Below are 18,998 nucleotides of genomic sequence, written 5' to 3'. Positions count from 1 at the left end.
TTTTGCACTCTGACAGCCAGGAAATAAAAACGGATTAATGTGCAAATAGACGAAAGTAGAAGGGAGGCGAACCAGTATGTCTAATCGCGAATTAAACGTAGCGCTTATCGATGGTCCGGCGTACCGGCCGTTGTATCAATCGTTGGAGTCTTTCGCAAGCAACACCGGCATTAGGGTTAACATTGCGTTTACGGGCAGCCATCCTGAACTCAACCGACACTTAAAGGATGTCGTTCGAACACGCGAATGTCCGTATGATCTGATCTCGACCCATACGAAGTATGCTCCATCGCAAAGCGACTATCTCCTCTGCTTGGACGGACAATTTCAAGCCGAAGAATTGGAGGACTTCCCGCAGGCTCTGCTGGAGCTGGCCCGGGTAGACGGCGAATTAAAGAGCATCCCCCGCAACTTCGATGCCCGCTTGCTGCTGTATCGGACGGATTGGCTGGAGCAGCTTGGCGTTCAAGTTCCCGAAACTTGGGAGTCGTTATACGAAGCCGCAGCTGCCGCGAAACGACGAGGGTGGACCGGCTTTGCTTATCCCGGCACCTTCTTCGAGCTGCTGACGAGTTATGGAGGCACGTTATTTGACGAGAAGCTTCGGCCTGCTTTTGAAAGCGCTGCCGGTACCAAAGCATTGCGGTTTCTTAAGCGGCTCTATCAAGAGGGACTGACTCCAAGCGAGCTGCCGGATATGCACTATGATGAAGTTTCCCGCTCCTTCCGGGTCGGCAGCACCATGATGATTACGGACTGGCCCGGATACGACAGCTTTTTGCGAGAAGGTGGCTGCGTTGTTAACGAAAGGTATGGCTACGCTTTGACGCCGGGGAACGAGGATGGCAAGCGAGCGGTCTATTGCGGGAGTCATTCGTTCGCCGTTACGACGTTTAGTCGTCAGCCGGAGCTTGCAATCCGACTGCTTAAGTTTCTCATCTCTGCCGAATCGCAGCGAATCGACGCGGAGCATGGCCATGTTCCCGTTCGCCGATCGCTGCTGGAAGAACAGAAGAAAAGCTCGATGGCCGGGACGCTTGCCGCCAAGCGTTTGGAGCTGCTGCATGAGACGATGCGGACGAGCGTCATCATTCCGCCTAAATTCGCGAAATATCCGGAGACCGAGGATTTGCTTTGGAAGGCTCTGCAAGCCTGCATCGTAGGATCGCTAACAGAAGAAGAAGCGCTCCGTGAAGCCGCGGGAAACATTGTCGCCGCAATGGAAAGGGGGTAGTTCGTCCATGCTCGCTAACAATAAGGTTTGTCTCATCACGGGCGGCGGATCCGGTATCGGAGAAGTAACGGCGATCAGACTCGCGGAGGAAGGCGCGACGGTCATCGTCGCGGATGTGGACGAGAAGAGGGGCGAGCGGGTCGCGCAAGCTATTGCAGGAAAAACGGGCCTTTCACCCGCTGTCTCGATTCGAACCGATGTGGCGAACGAAGGGGAGATTCGGCAATTAGCAGCCACGATTCGTGACCGATACGGCAGGCTGGACGTTCTGATCAACAACGCGGCCACGATTTTGCCAAAGCCGCTGGAGGACGTAAAGGAGACGGAGTGGCAGCGGGTTATCGATATTAACATGAAAAGCGTTTATTTGCTGATCAAACATACCATCCCGTTGCTGCGAGAGTCCAAGGGAAGCATCGTCAATATGGCTTCTTTAAACGGATTGGTCGGGCAGAAGCAAAATGCGGTATATGCCTCTACCAAAGGCGCGATCGTCGCCATGACCAAGTCGCTCGCGCTGGACTACGCCTCCGATGGAGTGCGCGTCAATTGCATCTGTCCCGCCGGCGTGTCAACGCCGCTGCTAGAGAAATGGATCGAGGAACAGGATGATCCCGCCAAAACGCGGATCATTTTAAACGACATGCATCCGCTGGGCCGGCCGGCGACGCCGGAAGAAGTCGCGGACGCCGCGATCTTTTTCGCCAGCGATTTGTCCCGATTCGTGACCGGCGTTGCTTTGCCGGTAGACGGAGGAGCATCGTTAGGCTATTAAAGGGTTGTTTACGCATATTCGATTACGACACTTCAAGGAGGAATGAATTATGAAAATCACGAAAGCGGAAAGCTTTATTTTGCATGTTCCGATTCTGCCGCCCATTACGGACGCTATTAACGTGGCTACCCATTGGGGCGTGACGGGAGTACGCATCGAGACCGATGAAGGCGTGACGGGGTATGGCTACACGGGGACATGCGCAAAAGGCGACGAAATGATTGCCGATACGATCGATCGTTATTACGCTCCTGCGCTCATCGGAAAAGATCCTTTTATGGTGAAGCAGCTTTGGGACGAAATGCGATTTGGCCCCATGCATTGGATCGGCCGTTCCGGCGTGACTCATATGGCGCTGGCGGCAGTGGACATTGCGTTGTGGGACATCATGTCCAAGGCGTCGGAAAAACCCCTATGGAAATATTTAGGCGGTCATAAGCCGGAAGGAATCAAAGCTTATAACACCAACGGCGGTTGGTTAAATTGGAGCAAGGAACGGTTGGTGGAGGATATGACCTCTATCCTCGAGCAAGGTTTCTCTGCTGTTAAGATGAAGGTCGGCAAACCGGATCCACGGGAAGATTACGAGCGGGTAGAGGCGGTTCGCAAAGCTATTGGCGATAAAGCCGGCCTTATGATCGACGTGAACCAGCAATGGAACATCACGACAGCCATGACCTGGGGCAAAAAACTTGAACAATTCGATCTCATTTGGCTGGAGGAGCCGCTAAATCCCGATGATATTTCCGGTCACAAGAAGCTGGCGGATGAATTAAACGTGCCAATCGCTCTCGGCGAGCATGTTTATAACAAATACGCGTTCCGCGACTACATCGCGTCGGGCGCTGTAGAGTACGTTCAAGTCGACGTTACCCGCGTCGCAGGCGTCTCCGAGTGGCTGCAGGTGGCTGGTCTTGCCGCGGCTTACGACATTCCGGTCTGCCCGCATGTCGGCGACATGGGGCAGATCCATCAGCATCTTGTGGCTGCAACGCCGGGAGCCGTCATGCTGGAGTATATTCCGTGGATCCGGCATATTTTCGAGGAGCCCGCTACCGTCAAGGACGGCTTTTATGTGCTGCCCCAGTTGCCAGGAGCTTCGACGACGATCCTTCCTCGTTATTTTGACGAGTATCGAGTGAAGTAACAAGATTGAGGCACGACGATAACATTCCAAAGGAGAACGAATCGATGAAAGCCATACATCCGGAAGCGCAATGGTTCGACGAAGCGAGATTTGGTATCTTTCTTCATTGGGGACCTTATTCGGTTCGGGGCATCGAGGCTTCCTGGCCGTTAATGTCCCATAGCAGCCAACATATGAAGGTGGAGGACTATGAAAATTTGGCGGATGAATTTAATCCGCAGTCCTACGATCCCAAAGAATGGACTCGAATGGCCAAGGAAGCAGGGGCGAGCTATATCGTCCTGACGGCCAAACACCATGACGGCTTCTGTCTGTTCGATACCGAAACAACCGACTATAACGCCGTGAAGCGAGGACCGGGCCGGGATCTGATTGCCCCGTTCGTAGAGGCCGCCCGAGAAGAGGGTCTTAAAGTGGGACTCTACTTTACGACGATCGACTGGCATGATCCGGATTTTGCCACGATTCCGATCTCGGCGAGCATACAATCTCCAAAACCGAATACGTATGATCCGGATCGGTGGTGGAAGTTCCATGGGCGGTTCGTCGAACAGCTTCGGGAGCTGCTCACGGGTTACGGACGGATCGATCTGATCTGGTTCGACGTTCCCGGCTTCGGCGCGGATCGCTGGCGGAGCAGCGAGGTAAAGACGATGATGCTAAATCTTCAGCCTCACCTGATCATTAACGATCGTCTCCCCGGTGCGGGAGACTACGAGACGCCGGAGCAATTTGTACCGCATCATCCGCCGGACGAATGGTGGGAAACCTGCATGACGATGAACCATCAATGGGCGTATCATCCCGATGCATCCACTTATAAAAGCGAGATTACGTTGCTGGGCACTTTACTGGAGATTGCGACGAAAGGCGGAAATCTGCTCTTGAATGTCGGGCCTCGTCCAGATGGAACATGGCCGGAGGAAGCGAAGGCGCGCCTGATTGCAATCGGAAGATGGTTGTCTCGCTGGGGCGAAGGCATCTACGGCACGAAACGAGTGCCTAAACATTATCCTCCCGTGTTTTACGGTCCGATGACGACGAAGGACAACATCATCTATTTGCATATCCTCGACTTGCCTCGATCCCCAATCGAGCTTCGCGAAATCGGCGGGGAAGTCCGGAGCGTTCATCTGGTTGGTTCCGGTCAGCCGCTGCCGTATCGCACGGAGCGAACGCACGGATTCTCCGGCGGCGTGGACGGCGACTACTACGTCAGCAGATTGTGGATCGAGCTTGATCCAGCTGACTGCGATGATTGGAATACGGTCGTCGCGGTCGAATACGATGGCAAACCGGTATGGCCGGGGTGAAAGAAGGGGATTAACAGATTAAAGCGGCAAAGGCCTTCCATAACCTAGGAAGGCCTTTGCAGTAATATAGGAATGAAAATCACGGTTCGATCAATATGCTGCAAGCATGATGCCTTTAAGTTTTCTTAAGCAGAGCTGGAAGCACGAAGGCGTTAATCGTTTCGTGCAACTCATCGACCGATCCCTTACCGTGATGATGGATAACGTACAAGCTTGCGCTTTGGATCATCCCGATCAGCCCTGCCGCCGCCAATTCGCAATGCATTTCGTTTAGCGAGCCGTCCGCTTGTCCGTAGCGCAAAACGTCTGCCACAAAAGCGATGTACTTGTTTTTAAGCGCGACGATTCGCTCCAAAATATCCGGCTCGATTCCGTTTGTGATTTCATTGGAAATAATGTGAACAAGTTCTCCGTAATGCAGGAACAACTCGATGTGTTTGCTTACGATTGTTCGAATTTGCCAATCCGGGTCCTCGTTTTGCCGCAGCACTTCCTCGATTTTGTCCATCAGCATTTGAATGCCGTCCGTCACGATCCTCTCGAAGAGCTCGCCCTTGCCCGAGAAATGGTAATAAAGCGTGCCTTTGGCCACATTGGCTTCTTTGGCAATGTCGTCCATATTTGTCCTGTAATAGCCTTGCTCGGAAAAAAGCTTGATCGCGGCATCGATAATTTTATTTTTGCTCAACGTACTATCGGTCCTTTCCTACAACTCGATCTTCCGTCAAGTATACCACATCCTCAGGAATTAACCGATCTGCAGAGATCTTCTGCCTCCTCCGGAAGACGAAATACTCAGATATCCTGCTTTCGTTCCTTCCAGGCCAGACCACGCATATCCGCTTTCGGAAGAAGTTAGCGACTTCATGCCTGACCGCATGACTTCGATATCGGGAAAATAGATTCTTGTCGGAGCGTCGATACTGCCATCCTCGATCCATTCCATCTCAAAGAAGCTTCCGCTTCTATCGTAATGATAGCTTAAAATAGTTCCGGCCACCACTGACGGAATTCCCCTGCACACTCCGTTAAAGGAGCTGAACTGATCCATATCAGGATACAAATAACACCAATAAACGTCGCCGCATAACATCCGTTCGAAGTTTTTTTGTACGTCGAGGCACGCTTGCTCCGCTAGCCGGGATTCCCCGTAGGCTCCCCATTCTCCGATCAGCATCGGCATATCCAGTCTGTCGCGGGTTTGCACATGATTGTCAAAAATAAAGTCGATGCGGCGGCTATCCGCGGCATGCACGAATTCGGAATCGGTTACCAGGTCGTAGCCGTGAGGCGCGTATGCCTGCTGCGCATCGCGTTGGCCTTGTGCGTCCTTGATTGGCTGGATCGAGCTGGCAACGCCAAGGTTGGAAAAGTAATTCGTTTCGAGAAACAGAATCCGATCCGGATCAACTTCGCGGATGGCCTGGCCGATTTTCTGGAAGAAAGGGGAGAGCACGTTTTTTTCGAAAACGTCCTGCGCTGGCGCAGTCGCTTGCATGATAAAACGATACGCGTCGACGGAATTCAGCATTTCGAGCGCTTGCAGCTTTTTCTCGTGATCGGTCCAAATGTCGAGCAGCTCCTTCATGTCGGGAGGCTGACCCCTTCGTTCCGCCACCAATTCTCCGTAAGCCGTAAACATGCCTCCAACCATTTCCTCGACTTTGGAGCCGATAAAAGGCTCGTTCATCATGTCGTACCCGATCAGATTAGGTTCATCGCGCAGTCGTTCGGCAACAAAACGCCAAGCCGCGACGTAGTGATCCTGCAGGCCGATGCCGTCGGACGCGGGAGTGTTGCTCCAGAAATGGTCGAACGCGGTTTGCACCGCCCGGTCGAACAAGTAAGCGTCGCTCCAAAGCTCGGTTTTTACGTATACATGATCGTCGATCAGAGTAGCCCAAGCGGGCGCGCCGTCTGCGTACAACGAGCTGTACAAATCCTGGTGCATATCCAGAAAGACGTACAAACCGTAACGATGGGCCATTTGGATCATCCCCCGAACGTTTTCAATGTATTGACCATCGAACTGTCCCGGTTGAGGTTCGATTCCGTCCCATATGATGCCTAGTCGGATAACGTTAAATCCCCATTGCTTTAATTTCAGAAAATCTTTGTCTGTCCAATGATCGAGATAACCTTTTTCTTTATCCTTGCAAACCATGCTGATGCCGTGAAGAATGACTTGGCGTCCTTGAGCGTCTATAAACCGGGAACCATTGGTTGTCATGTTTTTCAAAGGGCAGTCTCCTTTTAGTGAATTTGAACTGACTAGTCAGTCTAAATATATGACGGATAGAGGAGGACTGTCAATTCTTAATATTTTTGTTTACCCTATTGACACGAAATGCAATCCCCCTCTATGATTGAACTGACTAGTCAGTACAAATAAAAAAGCGAGGGTGATAAAATGAGTATTGCTAATGAAGCCAAAGTGACGTTCGATCCGAAGATCGGGCGACGCGGAGAGAGGGTTAAGCTGCAGATCGAGTATGGCGATGCCGGCAACAGCGGCGAGGCGTTGGAGAGATCGATCATGCGAATATCGGATTATGGTATATACGACGCGATGAAGCGGGAAGGAGACCGCTTGTTCTCATGGTCGTATGTCATCCCTTGGGAAGCGCCTCCGGGAGTGTACGACATCGAAATGTATGCAATTGACACGCAAGGCAATAAAGGACCGATTACAACCGCTCATTATCAGATAAAAGCTTAAAAAAACGAAGAAAGCTGTCCCTGGTGTAGAATTCTCTACTATGGGGACAGCTTTCCGCGTTATCCGCATCCTTATTACAAATGAACGGCTGCCTCCGAAATGAGTTCACCGTCCGCCATTTGAATCGTATAACGGTCACCGTCCAAATCGACCTCGACGATCGTACCGTCTGCAAACGTAGTGCGTTGCTTGCGCCAGCTTCCGTCCATAAATTCGTGGTTCGTCATTTCAAGCGATCCTATAAGCTGATGGAGCCGGGCCATTGTTTTGACGATCGGAATTTCGTTGTCCGAAGGCTGGATGGGCAAATAAGGAACGCCGGCATTCAACAGCCCATGAAGCAGACCGAGATCCGTCTCCGGAATTCCCCAGGCTCCTCTATCCAAGGACCACGGCACGACGATCGCGTCATGATAAACAAGGGAGAACAACGGTGTAGGAATGCCGATAGCCGGGCCTTCTCCGGGGCCGGGATAAAGGGCATATGGAGCATGATGGACCAGATCCAGATAAGGCACGGCCCAATCGGTTGGTTCCTCCGAACTGATGATCATCCCTCTGGAACGGATCTCTTCGAAGCAGGAGGCACGGTAAGTCATACACTCCGTTCTTGTCATCCGATGTCTCGGATCATAACATTCATCGCCAGGTACTACGGCGAACACATCGATATAAACCCCATCCGGATATATGCCGTTTTCATTAAGTTTATCGTGATTGCGTTCTAAATAACCTTTGGACAATGTTGTGCAAAGCCAGCTGTGAGCTCCTCCCGCCCAATAATCGCAAAATTCCTGTTCGCCGTTCCGATGTTTAATTGTCAGCTCGGGGCTGTAAGAATCGGCATCGTAATAGAAGTCCCGATAATTGTCGTGCAAGGCTAATAAAATATGTTGATCTCTGCACACCTCCTGGAGTTTCCGCATGCCTTCCCAGCCTCCGCCTTTCGGGCTTGGCGGAAGCACGTCGGGATGGAGATTATCGTAGCCGTTGCGTCCCCAACCATCTATGTGGACATAGAGCTTGCCGGCGTATTTTTCCTGGAGCGCCGCGAGCTGCAAGGCTCTCTCTTCGAAAGGAACGGCAAAATCGTTTTTCTCGGGATGCTCCTTATCGAAGTAATAAGATTCCGGCGCTATGCGAGTATGTACGCTTGTGTGTACGACGGCCGAGCCCATTAATTCCGACAGTTTTGGATTTCGAAGCTGCTTTTCCGCCAACGTACGTAACTTGCCTAAACTTCGTACATATTGACGATACATTTTGGCCATGCCGACATAGTTCATATCCTTAGCGAATCGGACACGCAGCTTACGGGTATAGTCAAAGCGTTCAAGCGAATGAATCCATACGACTTCCGCATGGGTGTGAACACAAGGGACGTGCTCCACGGTGAGACGCGCATCATTAGGCGTGTCGATGATGGCCAAATATCCGTTGCCCTCCTTGACCTGTCCCCACCATGGCATATAGGCATCCCGATCGAACATCAATCCTTTATGGTATCGCCGAATCGGCTTCTGCCAATTTGCCGGAATCAGGTAGCCTTGCATAGCGGGTACGACCGTATAGTCGATCTCCCGATCGCCGGAAAAGGCAAATGATCCCGGCCAAATGACTTCGGAGACCTCATTTTCCGTTCCGCCGCTGATCCCATGGACTTCAAAAACGAGTTCGCCGCTGTGGGTGTTTAGCAGGACGGCAACATCTGCTTGAACTCCGATTATTTTGCCGTTGCTGGAAAATGGGCCAAGCTGAATGCGGACGCCTTGAAGGAAACCCGAGTCGATAGGAGAAAACTGTTTGTTCTCAGCTTGATTAAGTGAAATCAAAAACCGATCGGCATGTTCGTATCCGACGGCGAAACTCGCCGCCCCGGAAACGGTTTCCCATGAGACATTTTCCGTCTCGACGCGTACGCTTAAACTTTTCTTGTCCAGAAAAATTTTTGTGCCGCCGTTTTCTAATAAGATAACGTTATCATTTTCATGCATGGTCTTCGTGATCATCCTCTCTGACCTCATCGTTAAGCATTGTATGTCGGAATTGTCCCTCCTTACAATCCTCCTGTTTTTTAAACTAGCATGAGACCGGAGCTTCAACAATTTGTCGTTTTTAAGATCGTTACGAAAACGTGGGTTAATCGTCGTCCGGATAAAGATTTGACTGCCATATGAAAAACTGAAAATACCGTCTCTGCTTTTTTGTTTATCAGATTAAATTATGACTGTTGCCTCCCGAAACGATCATGCTTAGCATAGCAGTGTAGAGATATTTATCAGTGCGCAACTAATAGTTGTATATGGAGGTCGCTTGATGAAATCGACATTTGAAAAGGAACCGCCCGTCGCTCATGCGTCGCACAGATGGGAAGAAAACGAGCATTGTCTGCACTATGACTATAATGGTAAACCTTTGCTCTCGATTTTTATTCCGGAGGGGGCAAAACCGTACTATCGTGAAGCTTCTAACGGCAATATACAGAGCAGCCCGTTTGTGCAGCAAATATATGTTGCTTTGGATAAGCCTGCTTTGGTCAAAGTCAACATTCATTTAAGTAAGGAGGCGCTCAACATGCGGCCGCAAAGAGCGGTTAAAGGCCAGGCGATACTGGGTCAGATCGGCAAACCTTTGCTTAAAGGGGTTAACGGGATTTACGATGTTTTTCAGGATTTGCTGATCGATTGGCATGGCGCAGGTTGGTCGTGGACAAAATCGCGCCTGGAACAGAACGAAACTGGAGATTGGCAGGCGGAATTGGAAGTTCAGGGAGGTTTGCAGCCTTGGATTGTCAATTTACGGATGCAGTATTATCGCCGCCATCTTCAATTTGAACATCATCGTCCATGGCAATGGCGTCCGAATGTGCAGCCGATTACCGGCTGGAGCTCATGGGAAGCGTTCGCGCAGCGTGTTACCGGCAAGGATATCGAAAAAACTGCGGCGTTTTTGGATACCCACTTCAAGCCTTATGGGTTGAATGTGATGCAGATTGATGACGGCTTTCAGTCAGAACACATTCCTCCAACAAAGGGAGGGAGCGTTGCCGATGCTTGGATTCAAACGAATCATCGCTTTCCGGATGGCCATGACGGATTAATATCCAGCATAAAGGGACGTGGTTTTCGGGCTGGAATTTGGTCAAGCGCGATGGTTACGAATCGGGAGTTCGTGGAAGCGAACCGCGAATATTTTGAATGCGACTCCAGCGGGGATCCTTTATATGGTCAGTGGATTTTTAACGTCTTAAAAACGGATCCGAAAACGTTGGCTGAGCAGGTGGCGCCGCTGTACAGGGGATTAAAGGACAAAGGGTACAGTTATTTCAAAACCGATCAAATTCGTCATTTTTTGTATGACGGTTTGCATAAGGCGGTCAATGACGGCCTCCTTTCAAATGAGGAGGCATCCGCGAGTTTGCGCAACTATCTCCAGTGCGCAAGGGAGCAGATTGGAGAAGATTCCTTTTTCCTCGCTTGCTGGGGCGTGTTGACGGAGGCGGCGGGAATCGTTGACGCGTGCAGAATCGCCGGAGATTCGAATCCGAGCTGGTCGGCGATTTGCAAGCAGATGGTTGAAACAGCCCGCTGGTATCATACTCAGCGAATCCTTTATTTAAACGACCCGGATTACATATGCGTGCGTACGGAGGAAGCGTGGGGCCAATCGCTGCTGTCGCTCGTTTCGTTAACAGGCGGACTGTTGATGATCAGCGACAATACGGAGCTCTATGATAAGGACAGAATTCATTCCATTCAGCGTTGCATCCCGTCTCTGGCAACGACGACTGGAGAAACGGGGCAGCTCGACATGACCTTCCCGTTGGATTTGTCCTTGCCGCAGCTCGGCGATCGTCAAATGGATGATGCTTTCGCCTATGCTCTGCTTGGCCTGAACGCGGAACCGCGTGAAACGAATGCGACTGGGTCGTTGTGGGCGATACACTTTGATCTTCCATTTCGCCGGTGGTGCGTTGCGGGCCGATTTGCGGTTGTGCCTCTAATGGAGACCGTGCTTGAGCTGGAAGCGTTGGCGCTTGCGCCAGATGACGCGTACCATGCGTTCGATTTTTGGAAACAGCGTTATTTGGGTAAAAAGACCGGATCGATCGCGCTGGATGCACTGGAGCTCGGGCATTGTCAGATCGTCGGTTTGTGCAAAGCCGAGAACCGGCCGCAATTGATCGGTTCCTCCAGACATGTCAGCATGGATGCGGTCAGCGTTGCAGACGAACGCTGGGAGGACGGACGATTGCTTCTCGATTTGCGGGGAGTGCCGGGAACGACGGAGCATTATTGGATTTCGGTTCCTTCCTCGTACGGCTACGAGAATTGCAGCGGTATTGGGATCGTAATCGCAGTCGAAGACAGCGATAGCGAGGATAGCCGCCTGCTAAAGTTGAGTATTCGGTGGGAAGAAGAACAAGGTAAGGCTGATCTCGGATTTAGTTGATGAAAGAAGGTTAACGAATGTTTTGGATTGCGATGTCGTTGGTCATCATTTCAGGCACAATGAATGCAATATGGAATTTTTTCGCCAAGCGAAGTGAAAGTAAGCAAGCGTATCTCGCACTGATCGTCATGACGGCAAATGTCATTCTGATTCCCATTTTATTGATGGAATTGTTGAGCGAAAGGTATCGGCTGCAAGTCTATTTATTGCTCCTGTTGTCCATGGCGGCACAAGCGGCTTACGCATTTATGTTATCCCAGGTCTATAAGCTGGGCGATTTGTCCCAAGTCTATCCGATTCAGCGTGGAACGGGAGTACTGCTTATTCCTTTAATTAGCGTCATTTTTATGGGTGAGCGATTGTCCATAGGGGGATGGGCGGGAGTTGCCATCATCCTGCTCGGCATATTGGGTTTAAGCGAATGGAATAAACGCTCAAATCCCGGTCAAGCGGTACAGTTAATGCCCGTATTGATAGCGCTAGGGGTAGGGTTATGCACGACATCGTATGTGTTGATCGATAAAATGACACTGCAATACGTAACTCCGCTTACTCTGATAGCGGCTTCCAACATCGGATTTATGCTGGGGAATGTGCGAACGATGGTAAACGGAAAAACGTTATTGTCCGAGTGGAGAAAAAATAAAGGAATGATTTTGCTCGGATCGGTGCTGATGCCCGGCTCGTATTTCTTATTCCTGTTGGCGATGAACCTGGCTCCGGTATCCCATATCGCTCCGGTCAGGGAAATCGGAACGGTTGTCGCTACTTTGTTGGGAATATGGATTCTGAAAGAGAAAAATGGAATCAGAAGATTGATGACTGCAACGGCGATTACGGCAGGCATTATCGTAGTCGGCATAAGCGGATAATGAACAAAAGGGGATGAAAGAAAATGAAGCAAGCAACGAAAAGAGTAGTAATCATCGGTCTTGACGGGGCCGGCAATATGATCGATCAAGCAAACACTCCGAATATCGACAAAGCTTTAAAGGGCGGATTTATTACGTACGAGGCACAAACAGTACTTCCCACGATTAGCGGAGAATGTTGGGGATCGATGTTCCATGGGGTAAAGCCGAGTCTGCACGGTCTTACCAACGAAAGAGCGGAGCATCGCCAATATCCGATCGATTCGCCATATCCGTCGTTTATGCGACTTGTAAAGGAAGCGGATCCGTCCGCTGTTATCGCCTCGTTTAGCGCGTGGAAGCCGATCAATGACGGCATTATCGAAGCGGGCGTCGCAGACTATGTCTCCAACGTCCATGCGGATAAACATTTGGTTCATGAAGTAGCCGCTTTTTCTGAACAATATCCGGATTTCAAGCTCATGTTTATTCAATTCGACGGGATCGACGGGGCTGGACATTCTTTCGGTTATGGCACGACACTATTTCATGAGGTTATAGAAGAAACAGATGAGTTGATTGGTCAAATTCTTGCTATTCTTCGGGCAAAAAATAAGCTGGAAGACACTTTGATCATATTTCTGTCCGATCACGGCGGGGGCGGGGCGGACCCGAAAAACCATGGAAGCGATCATCCGAAGGATGTGACGATTTTCTGGGGATGCGCAGGTCCAAACGTCGTGTCGAATGCCGAAGCGGAGCCTGTTGCGATTGAAGATACAGCGGCTGTCGTCGCCTATGCGCTGGGAATCGACTCGCCCGTTACATGGTCTGCAAAAGTGCCTTCTGGTTTATTTAAGGAGGAGTCCCGTTGAGCACAAATCAGTTCAACAACGATATACCGGAATATTACGAGTATTGGGTTTCGCAAGCCATTAGGCGAACGATGAAGGATCAAAATGAACAGACGGTTCGAGTTGTTTTTTACACGGATCCGCATCACATGCCCGGGGGCAATCAGCTTCGCACGGCGGCGGTCATCCGGCAGCTGGCGCAAAACATTTCTGTAGATGCGATCGTATGCGGAGGAGATTTCAGCGAAAACGGCCCGAAAGAGGAGGTCGAACGGTCGCAAATGGAAATCCTTGATGCGCTTCGGGTGCGGGAATGTCCCGTATTTCCGGTGAAAGGCAATCATGACGACAATTCCATTCAGGACTTTCACCTAAAAACGGGCGGCGTGGATCATGTCATTTTTCCGCAACAATCCTACGAGGACTGGCTTAAACCATTGGAGGGCAAAGTAGTCTTCGATAAAGGAAACGAATGCGGCTTATATTACTACTATGACATTCCCGGCAAAAAGACGAGAATCGCCATTTTAAACAGTATCGATATTCCGTACCAGACTGCTGACAGCGGGGAGCTTAAGCATAACGGACAATGGGAATACGCTTTTTCCGAAAGACAGCTGGATTGGGTCGAACGCAAAGTTTTCGATTTTGGCCGGCAGCCGAGCAGCGATGAATGGAAAGTTTTGATTTTTTCACATGTCGCGATTATCCAGGACGGCTTGGAAGGCGTTGATCATGATGTAGCTAATGGGGAAGCCATGTGGGATATCATTAGAAGAAATCAAAAGCACGTCGCGGCTTGTTTTTTCGGCCATGTCCATTGCGATCAAGTATTGGTGAGAGACGGCATTCCGATGATTTCTACTCTTAATGCGGCCACTTACGGGAGATTAATAGATATGGCATCCGAAACGGCATTCGATATTGTCAGCTTAAATGAGGCAAAAAATGAACTTTCGATCATCCGCTTCGGAGCAGGAGAGGACAGAAGCATCCGCATCTAAAACAAGAAAGGAGATGAATGAACGGATGGGAGTGGAAACGTCTGAGCATGGACGGGGCCAAGCGGATCTGGCTGAACAATATCCTGATTTACCGGACTATTATCATATACCTTTAAGCGAAACGATCGATCGGGCTAAGCAAGCGCAGACAACAGGAAGTGTCGTTATCGTGTTTTACACCGATCCCCATCATAAACTGGGAGGCAATCAGCTGCGGGCAGCCGCTGCGGTCAAACACGCCGCTAAAGCGCTATCATCGGACTGTATGGTTATCGGGGGGGACATCATGGAGAATGGGCCCAAAATAGAGGTCCTGTTGGCCCAATCGGAGTTGATGGATGCGATACGAATGCAAGGTTGTCCCGCCTTCCCAATGAGAGGAAACCATGATGACAACTCGATTGAGGATTTTCGCCTGAAAATAAAAGGCGCGAACAATGTCATTTTCCCGGTCGAAGCCTACATGGATATTTACCGCAGTTTGGACGGAACCGTTTCATTTGACAAAGGCAACGAAAGCGGACTTTATTACTACTACGATATTCCGGTAAAAAAGACGAGAATCGTTATGCTAAACAGCGTCGATGTTCTCTACAAAGTAAAAGCGGACGGAATGCTGCAGCAAAACGGACAATGGGAGTACGCCTTCTCGGACAGACAGGTGGATTGGTTCGAGCATAAGGTGTTCGATTTTAGCGACATACCGGACGGCGATAAGTGGAAGGTCGTCATTTTCTCGCATCTGCCAATTATTCAGCGAGGGGTTAAAGGATATGTTGACGGCGAAGTCGAAAACGGCGAGAAGATTTGGAAAGTCATCAAAACAAATCGCAATCAAGTTGTCGCCTGTCTGTTCGGACACGTCCATATCGACCAGGTGCTGTACCAAGACGGCATTCCGCTGATTTCGACTCTTAACGCGGTTAGCTACCGAAATTATGCCGAAAGCCCCGACAGGACGGTTGGTACGGCGAGCGAGACGGCGTTCGATCTCATCAGTATAGATTGTTCGAAAGGCGAATTGCGAATGACCCGGTTCGGAGCGGGAGAAGACAGGATTGTAATCTTTGAAGTATGATCGGTCCGGCAGCACCGGATCAGAACATAAGGGAGGCCGCTTACCGCGGCCTCCCTTTTTTTACATCTATTCCTGCTGCATCCTGACATGCTGGGTGGGCGTCGTACCTGCAATTTTTTTGAAATGGCGGATAAACGTCCCGGCATTGGTATAACCGACGCGTTCGGCGACATCTTTCATAGCTAAATGCGAATGCAATTGGATAAGTTGAATTGCGGATTGTATCCGTATCAGGTGCACGTAATAGTTCAAGTTATAGCCGGTATTTTTCTTGAAGTAGGTAGACAAATAAACATGAGTGATCGAGAAATGATCTGCAATGACAGTTAACGACAAGTCCGGGTTGGCATAGTTTTTTTCGATATAAAGTTTAATTTGCTCGATAAGCGGCGTATTCGGCAATGCAGATCGCTTTGCAACTACGGCGTATCCGTTGCGAATTTGATTAAATAAATATTGAAGATGGTAGCTCTCCATAGGTGTTGGCGGAGTTAACCCAACCTCCTCGGAGGGAATTTTTTTGCTGTTCAAAATGACAAGCAGCAGGTCGTGGAAATAACGAAGCATATTTTGGAACTGCTCGAATGTCAAACTTTTAAACGTTTTTTCCATTGTTTTATCAAAAAATTGATAAACGGCTTCCGAGTTTCCTTTGAGCACATAGTTGACAAGCTCTTGCTCCTTATCGATGGATAAGTGGATGACCGAAGATTGGCCGCTGTTCTGGGCTTGATATGGATTGACGCGCTTTAAATGGGTTAAGTCCGGCACATGTTTGTCTATCGCGTCTTTCGATTCGTAAATGGCTTTGCCGATTTCTTTCAGTTGCGTTTTAACGGAACTGATGCCGCAGAGAAAAAGCCCATTGATTACCGGAGCGGGATCGCTCTCCAAAACACGATAGATTAGCGCTTCCAGCGTTTCGGTTTCGGAGCAATTTACGATAAGTATACATTTATCGCTATGGTGGTGCAGGCGAATGTACGGTCCAATTTGGTTTAATGCGGCTTCTAGCAATGGTGCGTAATAAGCTGAGTGCTCCCCAAGGTTGTTCTCTTCGATTACATAAATAACAGCATAAGAATCAAACTTGGCTGACAGCATCTGGTGGATGTTGGGCTTCAAAATATAGTTTTCGTCGTTTGATAGCCGCAAAAGCGCGTTATGCTCCAGGATGTCGGCTTGCTCCGTCATTTCCAGTTTCATGGAGACTGTCACAGAATTGAGCTCCTTGAACGTATCCGAGAGTATCGCGAATTCATTTTTTGTAGCGGGCGCTGTCGTCCATTGATTTAACGTCTTCGCCATGATCCTGAGCGGTCTGAACATGGACCAATTGACGAACAAAAATCCCAGATTAACGACGAAGAAAAGGGCAAACAAGATGAAGGTATATCCGTTGGCCTTTTGAAGCTTTTCCTGCATTTGACTTTCCGAGAACAAAACGGTATATGAAAACAATGGGTCTGAATGGGTGATAGGCGTATACTTAAGTCCTTCAATAATGATCGGGTGCGACAATTGCTGAAGCCGTTGCCCGGCAAGACCCGGATCAAGCGCGGCTGTACTAATAATAGGCTGATGTTCCTTGTCGCTTATGACGATGACGTTATCAAGCAGCCTCGTCTGATTATTTAAATAAGCCAGCAGTTCGTCTTTGTCGATCTGTACGAAGATGTAGCCTGCCGGGAATAGCCGGTACGAGAATACGATCGTATTACGGAAGTTATGAATGCGCTCCAATTCGTTTTGAAGCAGGCAACGGCAGACTTCCCCGTCGTTTTTAACGTCAAGATTCTCATAGAACACGTTTAAGCTGCGGGTTCCATCGCTGCTGACAACCCTATCTTGATTCGGGAAATACGCAGAGAGCTGCGCCCGGAACGGAAGCTGCAGATTGGCTTGCGTTATTTTGTTTTTGTAAGCCAATAACTCGGTATAATAGTAACGCGAATCTTTTGAAATGTTGAAAAGAATTTTTGTATCCGGGCTAACGCTGTATTTGTAAATCATGTTGCGAATCGAGAGCCATTCGCCGGACAATTCACCGGACACTTGCTTCAGGAAACCTTCATTCGTCCGCAACACTTCATCTTTCACATTAGCTTTGAGATAGGAGTAGTTAAACCCCAGCAGACCGGAGAGCAGAATGATAAAAATCATGTTGATGATGAGCAGCTTAAACAACACGCTGCTTCTGTGATAGCGAGTGGAAACAGAACGGAGTAATTTGTTCAAGTTGGAGCCCCCTTTTTTTTTGCGGTTTGATATTTTTATGTGTAACCGCTTGCAAGATTCTGGCTGCTTCATTAAGTGATTGTATGATTATAGCTGAATATGACTTGACTGTCATGCGTTGCTGAAATACTGAACAGCACATTAATAAATGAAAGCTCGCCATTTTATGTGCCACTGCCGGTTTCGTTCGTTCACATGAATTCGATTTTCGATCGAAAGCGAAATTATTGAAAGGATATGAATACTTGAGCATTGTCGTTATATCGCCGACCTTGTATTCTGAGGTCACCAAGAGCGATGCGGGCTTGGCAAGATCACAGAAAGGGCTTACAAATGGTTGTCATCATGAAAACCGAACTGGAGGGGTGAAAATTGCAGAATCAATATGTGGAACAGAAAAAGCATTTCAAAAAAAAAAATAGTTTTCTGCGAAAATGCTTAAAGCAGCGCTACTTGATCCTTATGGTACTGCCTGGTTTTCTGGTTTTGTTGATTTTTAAGTATTTTCCTATGTACGGAATTACAATCGCTTTCAAAAGTTATGACGCATCATTGGGTTTCCTAAGAAGTCCCTGGCTAGGGTTCGATCATTTCAAGGCTTTTTTTGACAGTCCGATGAGTTGGAGGATTACCAAAAACTCGTTGCTGCTTGCTTTCTATTCCTTGTTGTTCGGATTTCCAGCACCCGTCATTTTTGCATTATTATTGAATGAGCTTCGTCACAAAATGTTTAAAAGGACAGTGCAAACGATTACTTATTTCCCGCATTTTCTGTCCGCGGTAATCGTCGTTGGCTTTATACATGAATTTACTTCGGTTGAAGGTATTATCAACAAAATCCTATCGTGGTTTGGGTCTGAACCGAGGACGCTGCTGTATGTATCGGGAGCTTTCCGGCCGCTGTATGTCGGATCGAGTATATGGCAGGAATTGGGTTATGGAGCGATCATCTATTTGGCAGCGTTGACCGGCGTTGATCCGGCGCAGCACGAAGCAGCGGTCATTGACGGTGCGAACCGCTGGCAGAGGTTGAGATATGTTACTTGGCCGGCGATCATCCCGGCTACCTCAGTGATGCTAATCCTGAAGCTAGGGTCTGTTCTAAGCACGGATTTTCAAAAGGTGCTGTTGATGTATAATCCGAAAATTTACGAAACGGCGGATGTAATCGAAACTTATGTCTATCGGGTAGGTGTGCAAGGGGGACAATTTGAATATGGCGCTGCGGTCGGATTGATGCTTTCCATAATCAGTTTCTTCTTGATCCTCTTTGCGAATTACTTCTCCAAGAAAGTATCCGAAAACAGCTTATGGTAAGGAGTTGGTAAGCTTT

Annotated in this window: 15 protein-coding genes; 11 read left to right on the top strand and 4 right to left on the bottom strand. The window is 49.2% G+C overall.

Going from position 1 to position 18,998, the window contains the following annotated elements:
• The first annotated feature begins 76 nt into the window (after positions 1-76).
• From PAT3040_RS10390 to PAT3040_RS10375, 4 genes are read left to right on the top strand one after another with little or no spacing between them, the layout of a single operon-like run.
• Positions 77-1,234: an extracellular solute-binding protein gene (locus PAT3040_RS10390; RefSeq protein ID WP_108992570.1), complete on the top strand. Its 1,158-nt coding sequence runs from the start codon at positions 77-79 to the stop codon at positions 1,232-1,234.
• A gap of 7 nt (positions 1,235-1,241) precedes the next feature.
• Entirely contained in the window at positions 1,242-2,009 is a 768-nt protein-coding gene (locus PAT3040_RS10385) for an SDR family NAD(P)-dependent oxidoreductase (protein ID WP_108992569.1), read from the top strand.
• 49 nt (positions 2,010-2,058) lie between these two features.
• Positions 2,059-3,156 carry a mandelate racemase/muconate lactonizing enzyme family protein gene (locus PAT3040_RS10380; RefSeq protein ID WP_108992568.1) on the top strand — a complete coding sequence of 366 codons (1,098 nt, stop codon included), beginning with the start codon at positions 2,059-2,061 and terminating at the stop codon, positions 3,154-3,156.
• A gap of 5 nt (positions 3,157-3,161) precedes the next feature.
• The gene (locus tag PAT3040_RS10375) at positions 3,162-4,469 is read left to right on the top strand and encodes an alpha-L-fucosidase (RefSeq protein ID WP_258234922.1); all 1,308 of its coding nucleotides are present in this window, start codon (positions 3,162-3,164) and stop codon (positions 4,467-4,469) included.
• 115 nt (positions 4,470-4,584) lie between these two features.
• On the opposite strand, the gene PAT3040_RS10370 is transcribed toward PAT3040_RS10375, so the two are convergent.
• Both PAT3040_RS10370 and PAT3040_RS10365 read right to left on the bottom strand, forming a co-directional pair.
• Positions 4,585-5,157, bottom strand: a complete 573-nt coding sequence (locus PAT3040_RS10370) for a TetR/AcrR family transcriptional regulator (RefSeq protein WP_108992566.1) — start codon at positions 5,155-5,157, stop codon at positions 4,585-4,587.
• Between the two features lie 60 nt (positions 5,158-5,217).
• Positions 5,218-6,699, bottom strand: coding sequence for a cellulase family glycosylhydrolase (locus PAT3040_RS10365; protein ID WP_258234930.1), 1,482 nt, complete (start codon positions 6,697-6,699; stop codon positions 5,218-5,220).
• A gap of 180 nt (positions 6,700-6,879) precedes the next feature.
• On the opposite strand from PAT3040_RS10365, the gene PAT3040_RS10360 reads away from it, so the two are divergent.
• A complete protein-coding gene (locus tag PAT3040_RS10360; protein WP_108992564.1) occupies positions 6,880-7,188 on the top strand; it encodes a hypothetical protein in 309 nt (102 codons plus the stop codon).
• Positions 7,189-7,262: 74 nt separating this feature from the next.
• Here the strand turns inward: PAT3040_RS10360 and PAT3040_RS10355 are convergent, their stop codons facing one another.
• Positions 7,263-9,197 carry a DUF5696 domain-containing protein gene (locus PAT3040_RS10355; protein WP_108992563.1) on the bottom strand — a complete coding sequence of 645 codons (1,935 nt, stop codon included), beginning with the start codon at positions 9,195-9,197 and terminating at the stop codon, positions 7,263-7,265.
• A gap of 307 nt (positions 9,198-9,504) precedes the next feature.
• Here PAT3040_RS10355 and PAT3040_RS10350 point away from each other — a divergent pair, with 307 nt between their 5' ends.
• From PAT3040_RS10350 to PAT3040_RS10330, 5 genes are read left to right on the top strand one after another with little or no spacing between them, the layout of a single operon-like run.
• Positions 9,505-11,640: an alpha-amylase family protein gene (locus PAT3040_RS10350; protein ID WP_108992562.1), complete on the top strand. Its 2,136-nt coding sequence runs from the start codon at positions 9,505-9,507 to the stop codon at positions 11,638-11,640.
• Between the two features lie 17 nt (positions 11,641-11,657).
• Positions 11,658-12,512: an EamA family transporter gene (locus tag PAT3040_RS10345; protein ID WP_108992561.1), complete on the top strand. Its 855-nt coding sequence runs from the start codon at positions 11,658-11,660 to the stop codon at positions 12,510-12,512.
• 23 nt (positions 12,513-12,535) lie between these two features.
• Positions 12,536-13,366, top strand: a complete 831-nt coding sequence (locus PAT3040_RS10340) for an alkaline phosphatase family protein (protein ID WP_108992560.1) — start codon at positions 12,536-12,538, stop codon at positions 13,364-13,366.
• A complete protein-coding gene (locus tag PAT3040_RS10335; protein WP_108992559.1) occupies positions 13,363-14,349 on the top strand; it encodes a metallophosphoesterase family protein in 987 nt (328 codons plus the stop codon). Before PAT3040_RS10340 ends, PAT3040_RS10335 begins: the two co-directional genes overlap by 4 nt.
• A gap of 25 nt (positions 14,350-14,374) precedes the next feature.
• Entirely contained in the window at positions 14,375-15,427 is a 1,053-nt protein-coding gene (locus PAT3040_RS10330; RefSeq protein ID WP_181376542.1) for a metallophosphoesterase family protein, read from the top strand.
• Between the two features lie 66 nt (positions 15,428-15,493).
• On the opposite strand, the gene PAT3040_RS10325 is transcribed toward PAT3040_RS10330, so the two are convergent.
• On the bottom strand, positions 15,494-17,665 hold the full coding sequence (locus PAT3040_RS10325; RefSeq protein ID WP_181376541.1) for a helix-turn-helix transcriptional regulator: 2,172 nt from the start codon (positions 17,663-17,665) through the stop codon (positions 15,494-15,496).
• A 462-nt stretch (positions 17,666-18,127) separates the two neighbouring features.
• Here PAT3040_RS10325 and PAT3040_RS10320 point away from each other — a divergent pair, with 462 nt between their 5' ends.
• Entirely contained in the window at positions 18,128-18,982 is an 855-nt protein-coding gene (locus PAT3040_RS10320) for an ABC transporter permease (RefSeq protein ID WP_108992654.1), read from the top strand.
• The last annotated feature ends 16 nt before the right edge of the window (positions 18,983-18,998 follow it).

The sequence above is a fragment of the Paenibacillus agaridevorans genome (genome assembly GCF_003112455.1).
GTDB lineage: Bacteria > Bacillota > Bacilli > Paenibacillales > Paenibacillaceae > Pristimantibacillus > Pristimantibacillus agaridevorans.
This window is presented reverse-complemented; position numbering and strand designations above follow the sequence as displayed.

What these genes read in the sequence shown, in the direction of transcription:
- PAT3040_RS10355 (WP_108992563.1), bottom strand. Translation starts at nt 9,197, where the DNA reads ATGATCACGAAGACCATGCATGAAAATGATAACGTTATCTTATTAGAA.
- PAT3040_RS10320 (WP_108992654.1), top strand. Translation starts at nt 18,128, where the DNA reads ATGGTACTGCCTGGTTTTCTGGTTTTGTTGATTTTTAAGTATTTTCCT.
- PAT3040_RS10365 (WP_258234930.1), bottom strand. Translation starts at nt 6,699, where the DNA reads ATGACAACCAATGGTTCCCGGTTTATAGACGCTCAAGGACGCCAAGTC.
- PAT3040_RS10380 (WP_108992568.1), top strand. Translation starts at nt 2,059, where the DNA reads ATGAAAATCACGAAAGCGGAAAGCTTTATTTTGCATGTTCCGATTCTG.
- PAT3040_RS10360 (WP_108992564.1), top strand. Translation starts at nt 6,880, where the DNA reads ATGAGTATTGCTAATGAAGCCAAAGTGACGTTCGATCCGAAGATCGGG.
- PAT3040_RS10385 (WP_108992569.1), top strand. Translation starts at nt 1,242, where the DNA reads ATGCTCGCTAACAATAAGGTTTGTCTCATCACGGGCGGCGGATCCGGT.
- PAT3040_RS10345 (WP_108992561.1), top strand. Translation starts at nt 11,658, where the DNA reads ATGTTTTGGATTGCGATGTCGTTGGTCATCATTTCAGGCACAATGAAT.
- PAT3040_RS10390 (WP_108992570.1), top strand. Translation starts at nt 77, where the DNA reads ATGTCTAATCGCGAATTAAACGTAGCGCTTATCGATGGTCCGGCGTAC.
- PAT3040_RS10330 (WP_181376542.1), top strand. Translation starts at nt 14,375, where the DNA reads ATGGGAGTGGAAACGTCTGAGCATGGACGGGGCCAAGCGGATCTGGCT.
- PAT3040_RS10340 (WP_108992560.1), top strand. Translation starts at nt 12,536, where the DNA reads ATGAAGCAAGCAACGAAAAGAGTAGTAATCATCGGTCTTGACGGGGCC.
- PAT3040_RS10350 (WP_108992562.1), top strand. Translation starts at nt 9,505, where the DNA reads ATGAAATCGACATTTGAAAAGGAACCGCCCGTCGCTCATGCGTCGCAC.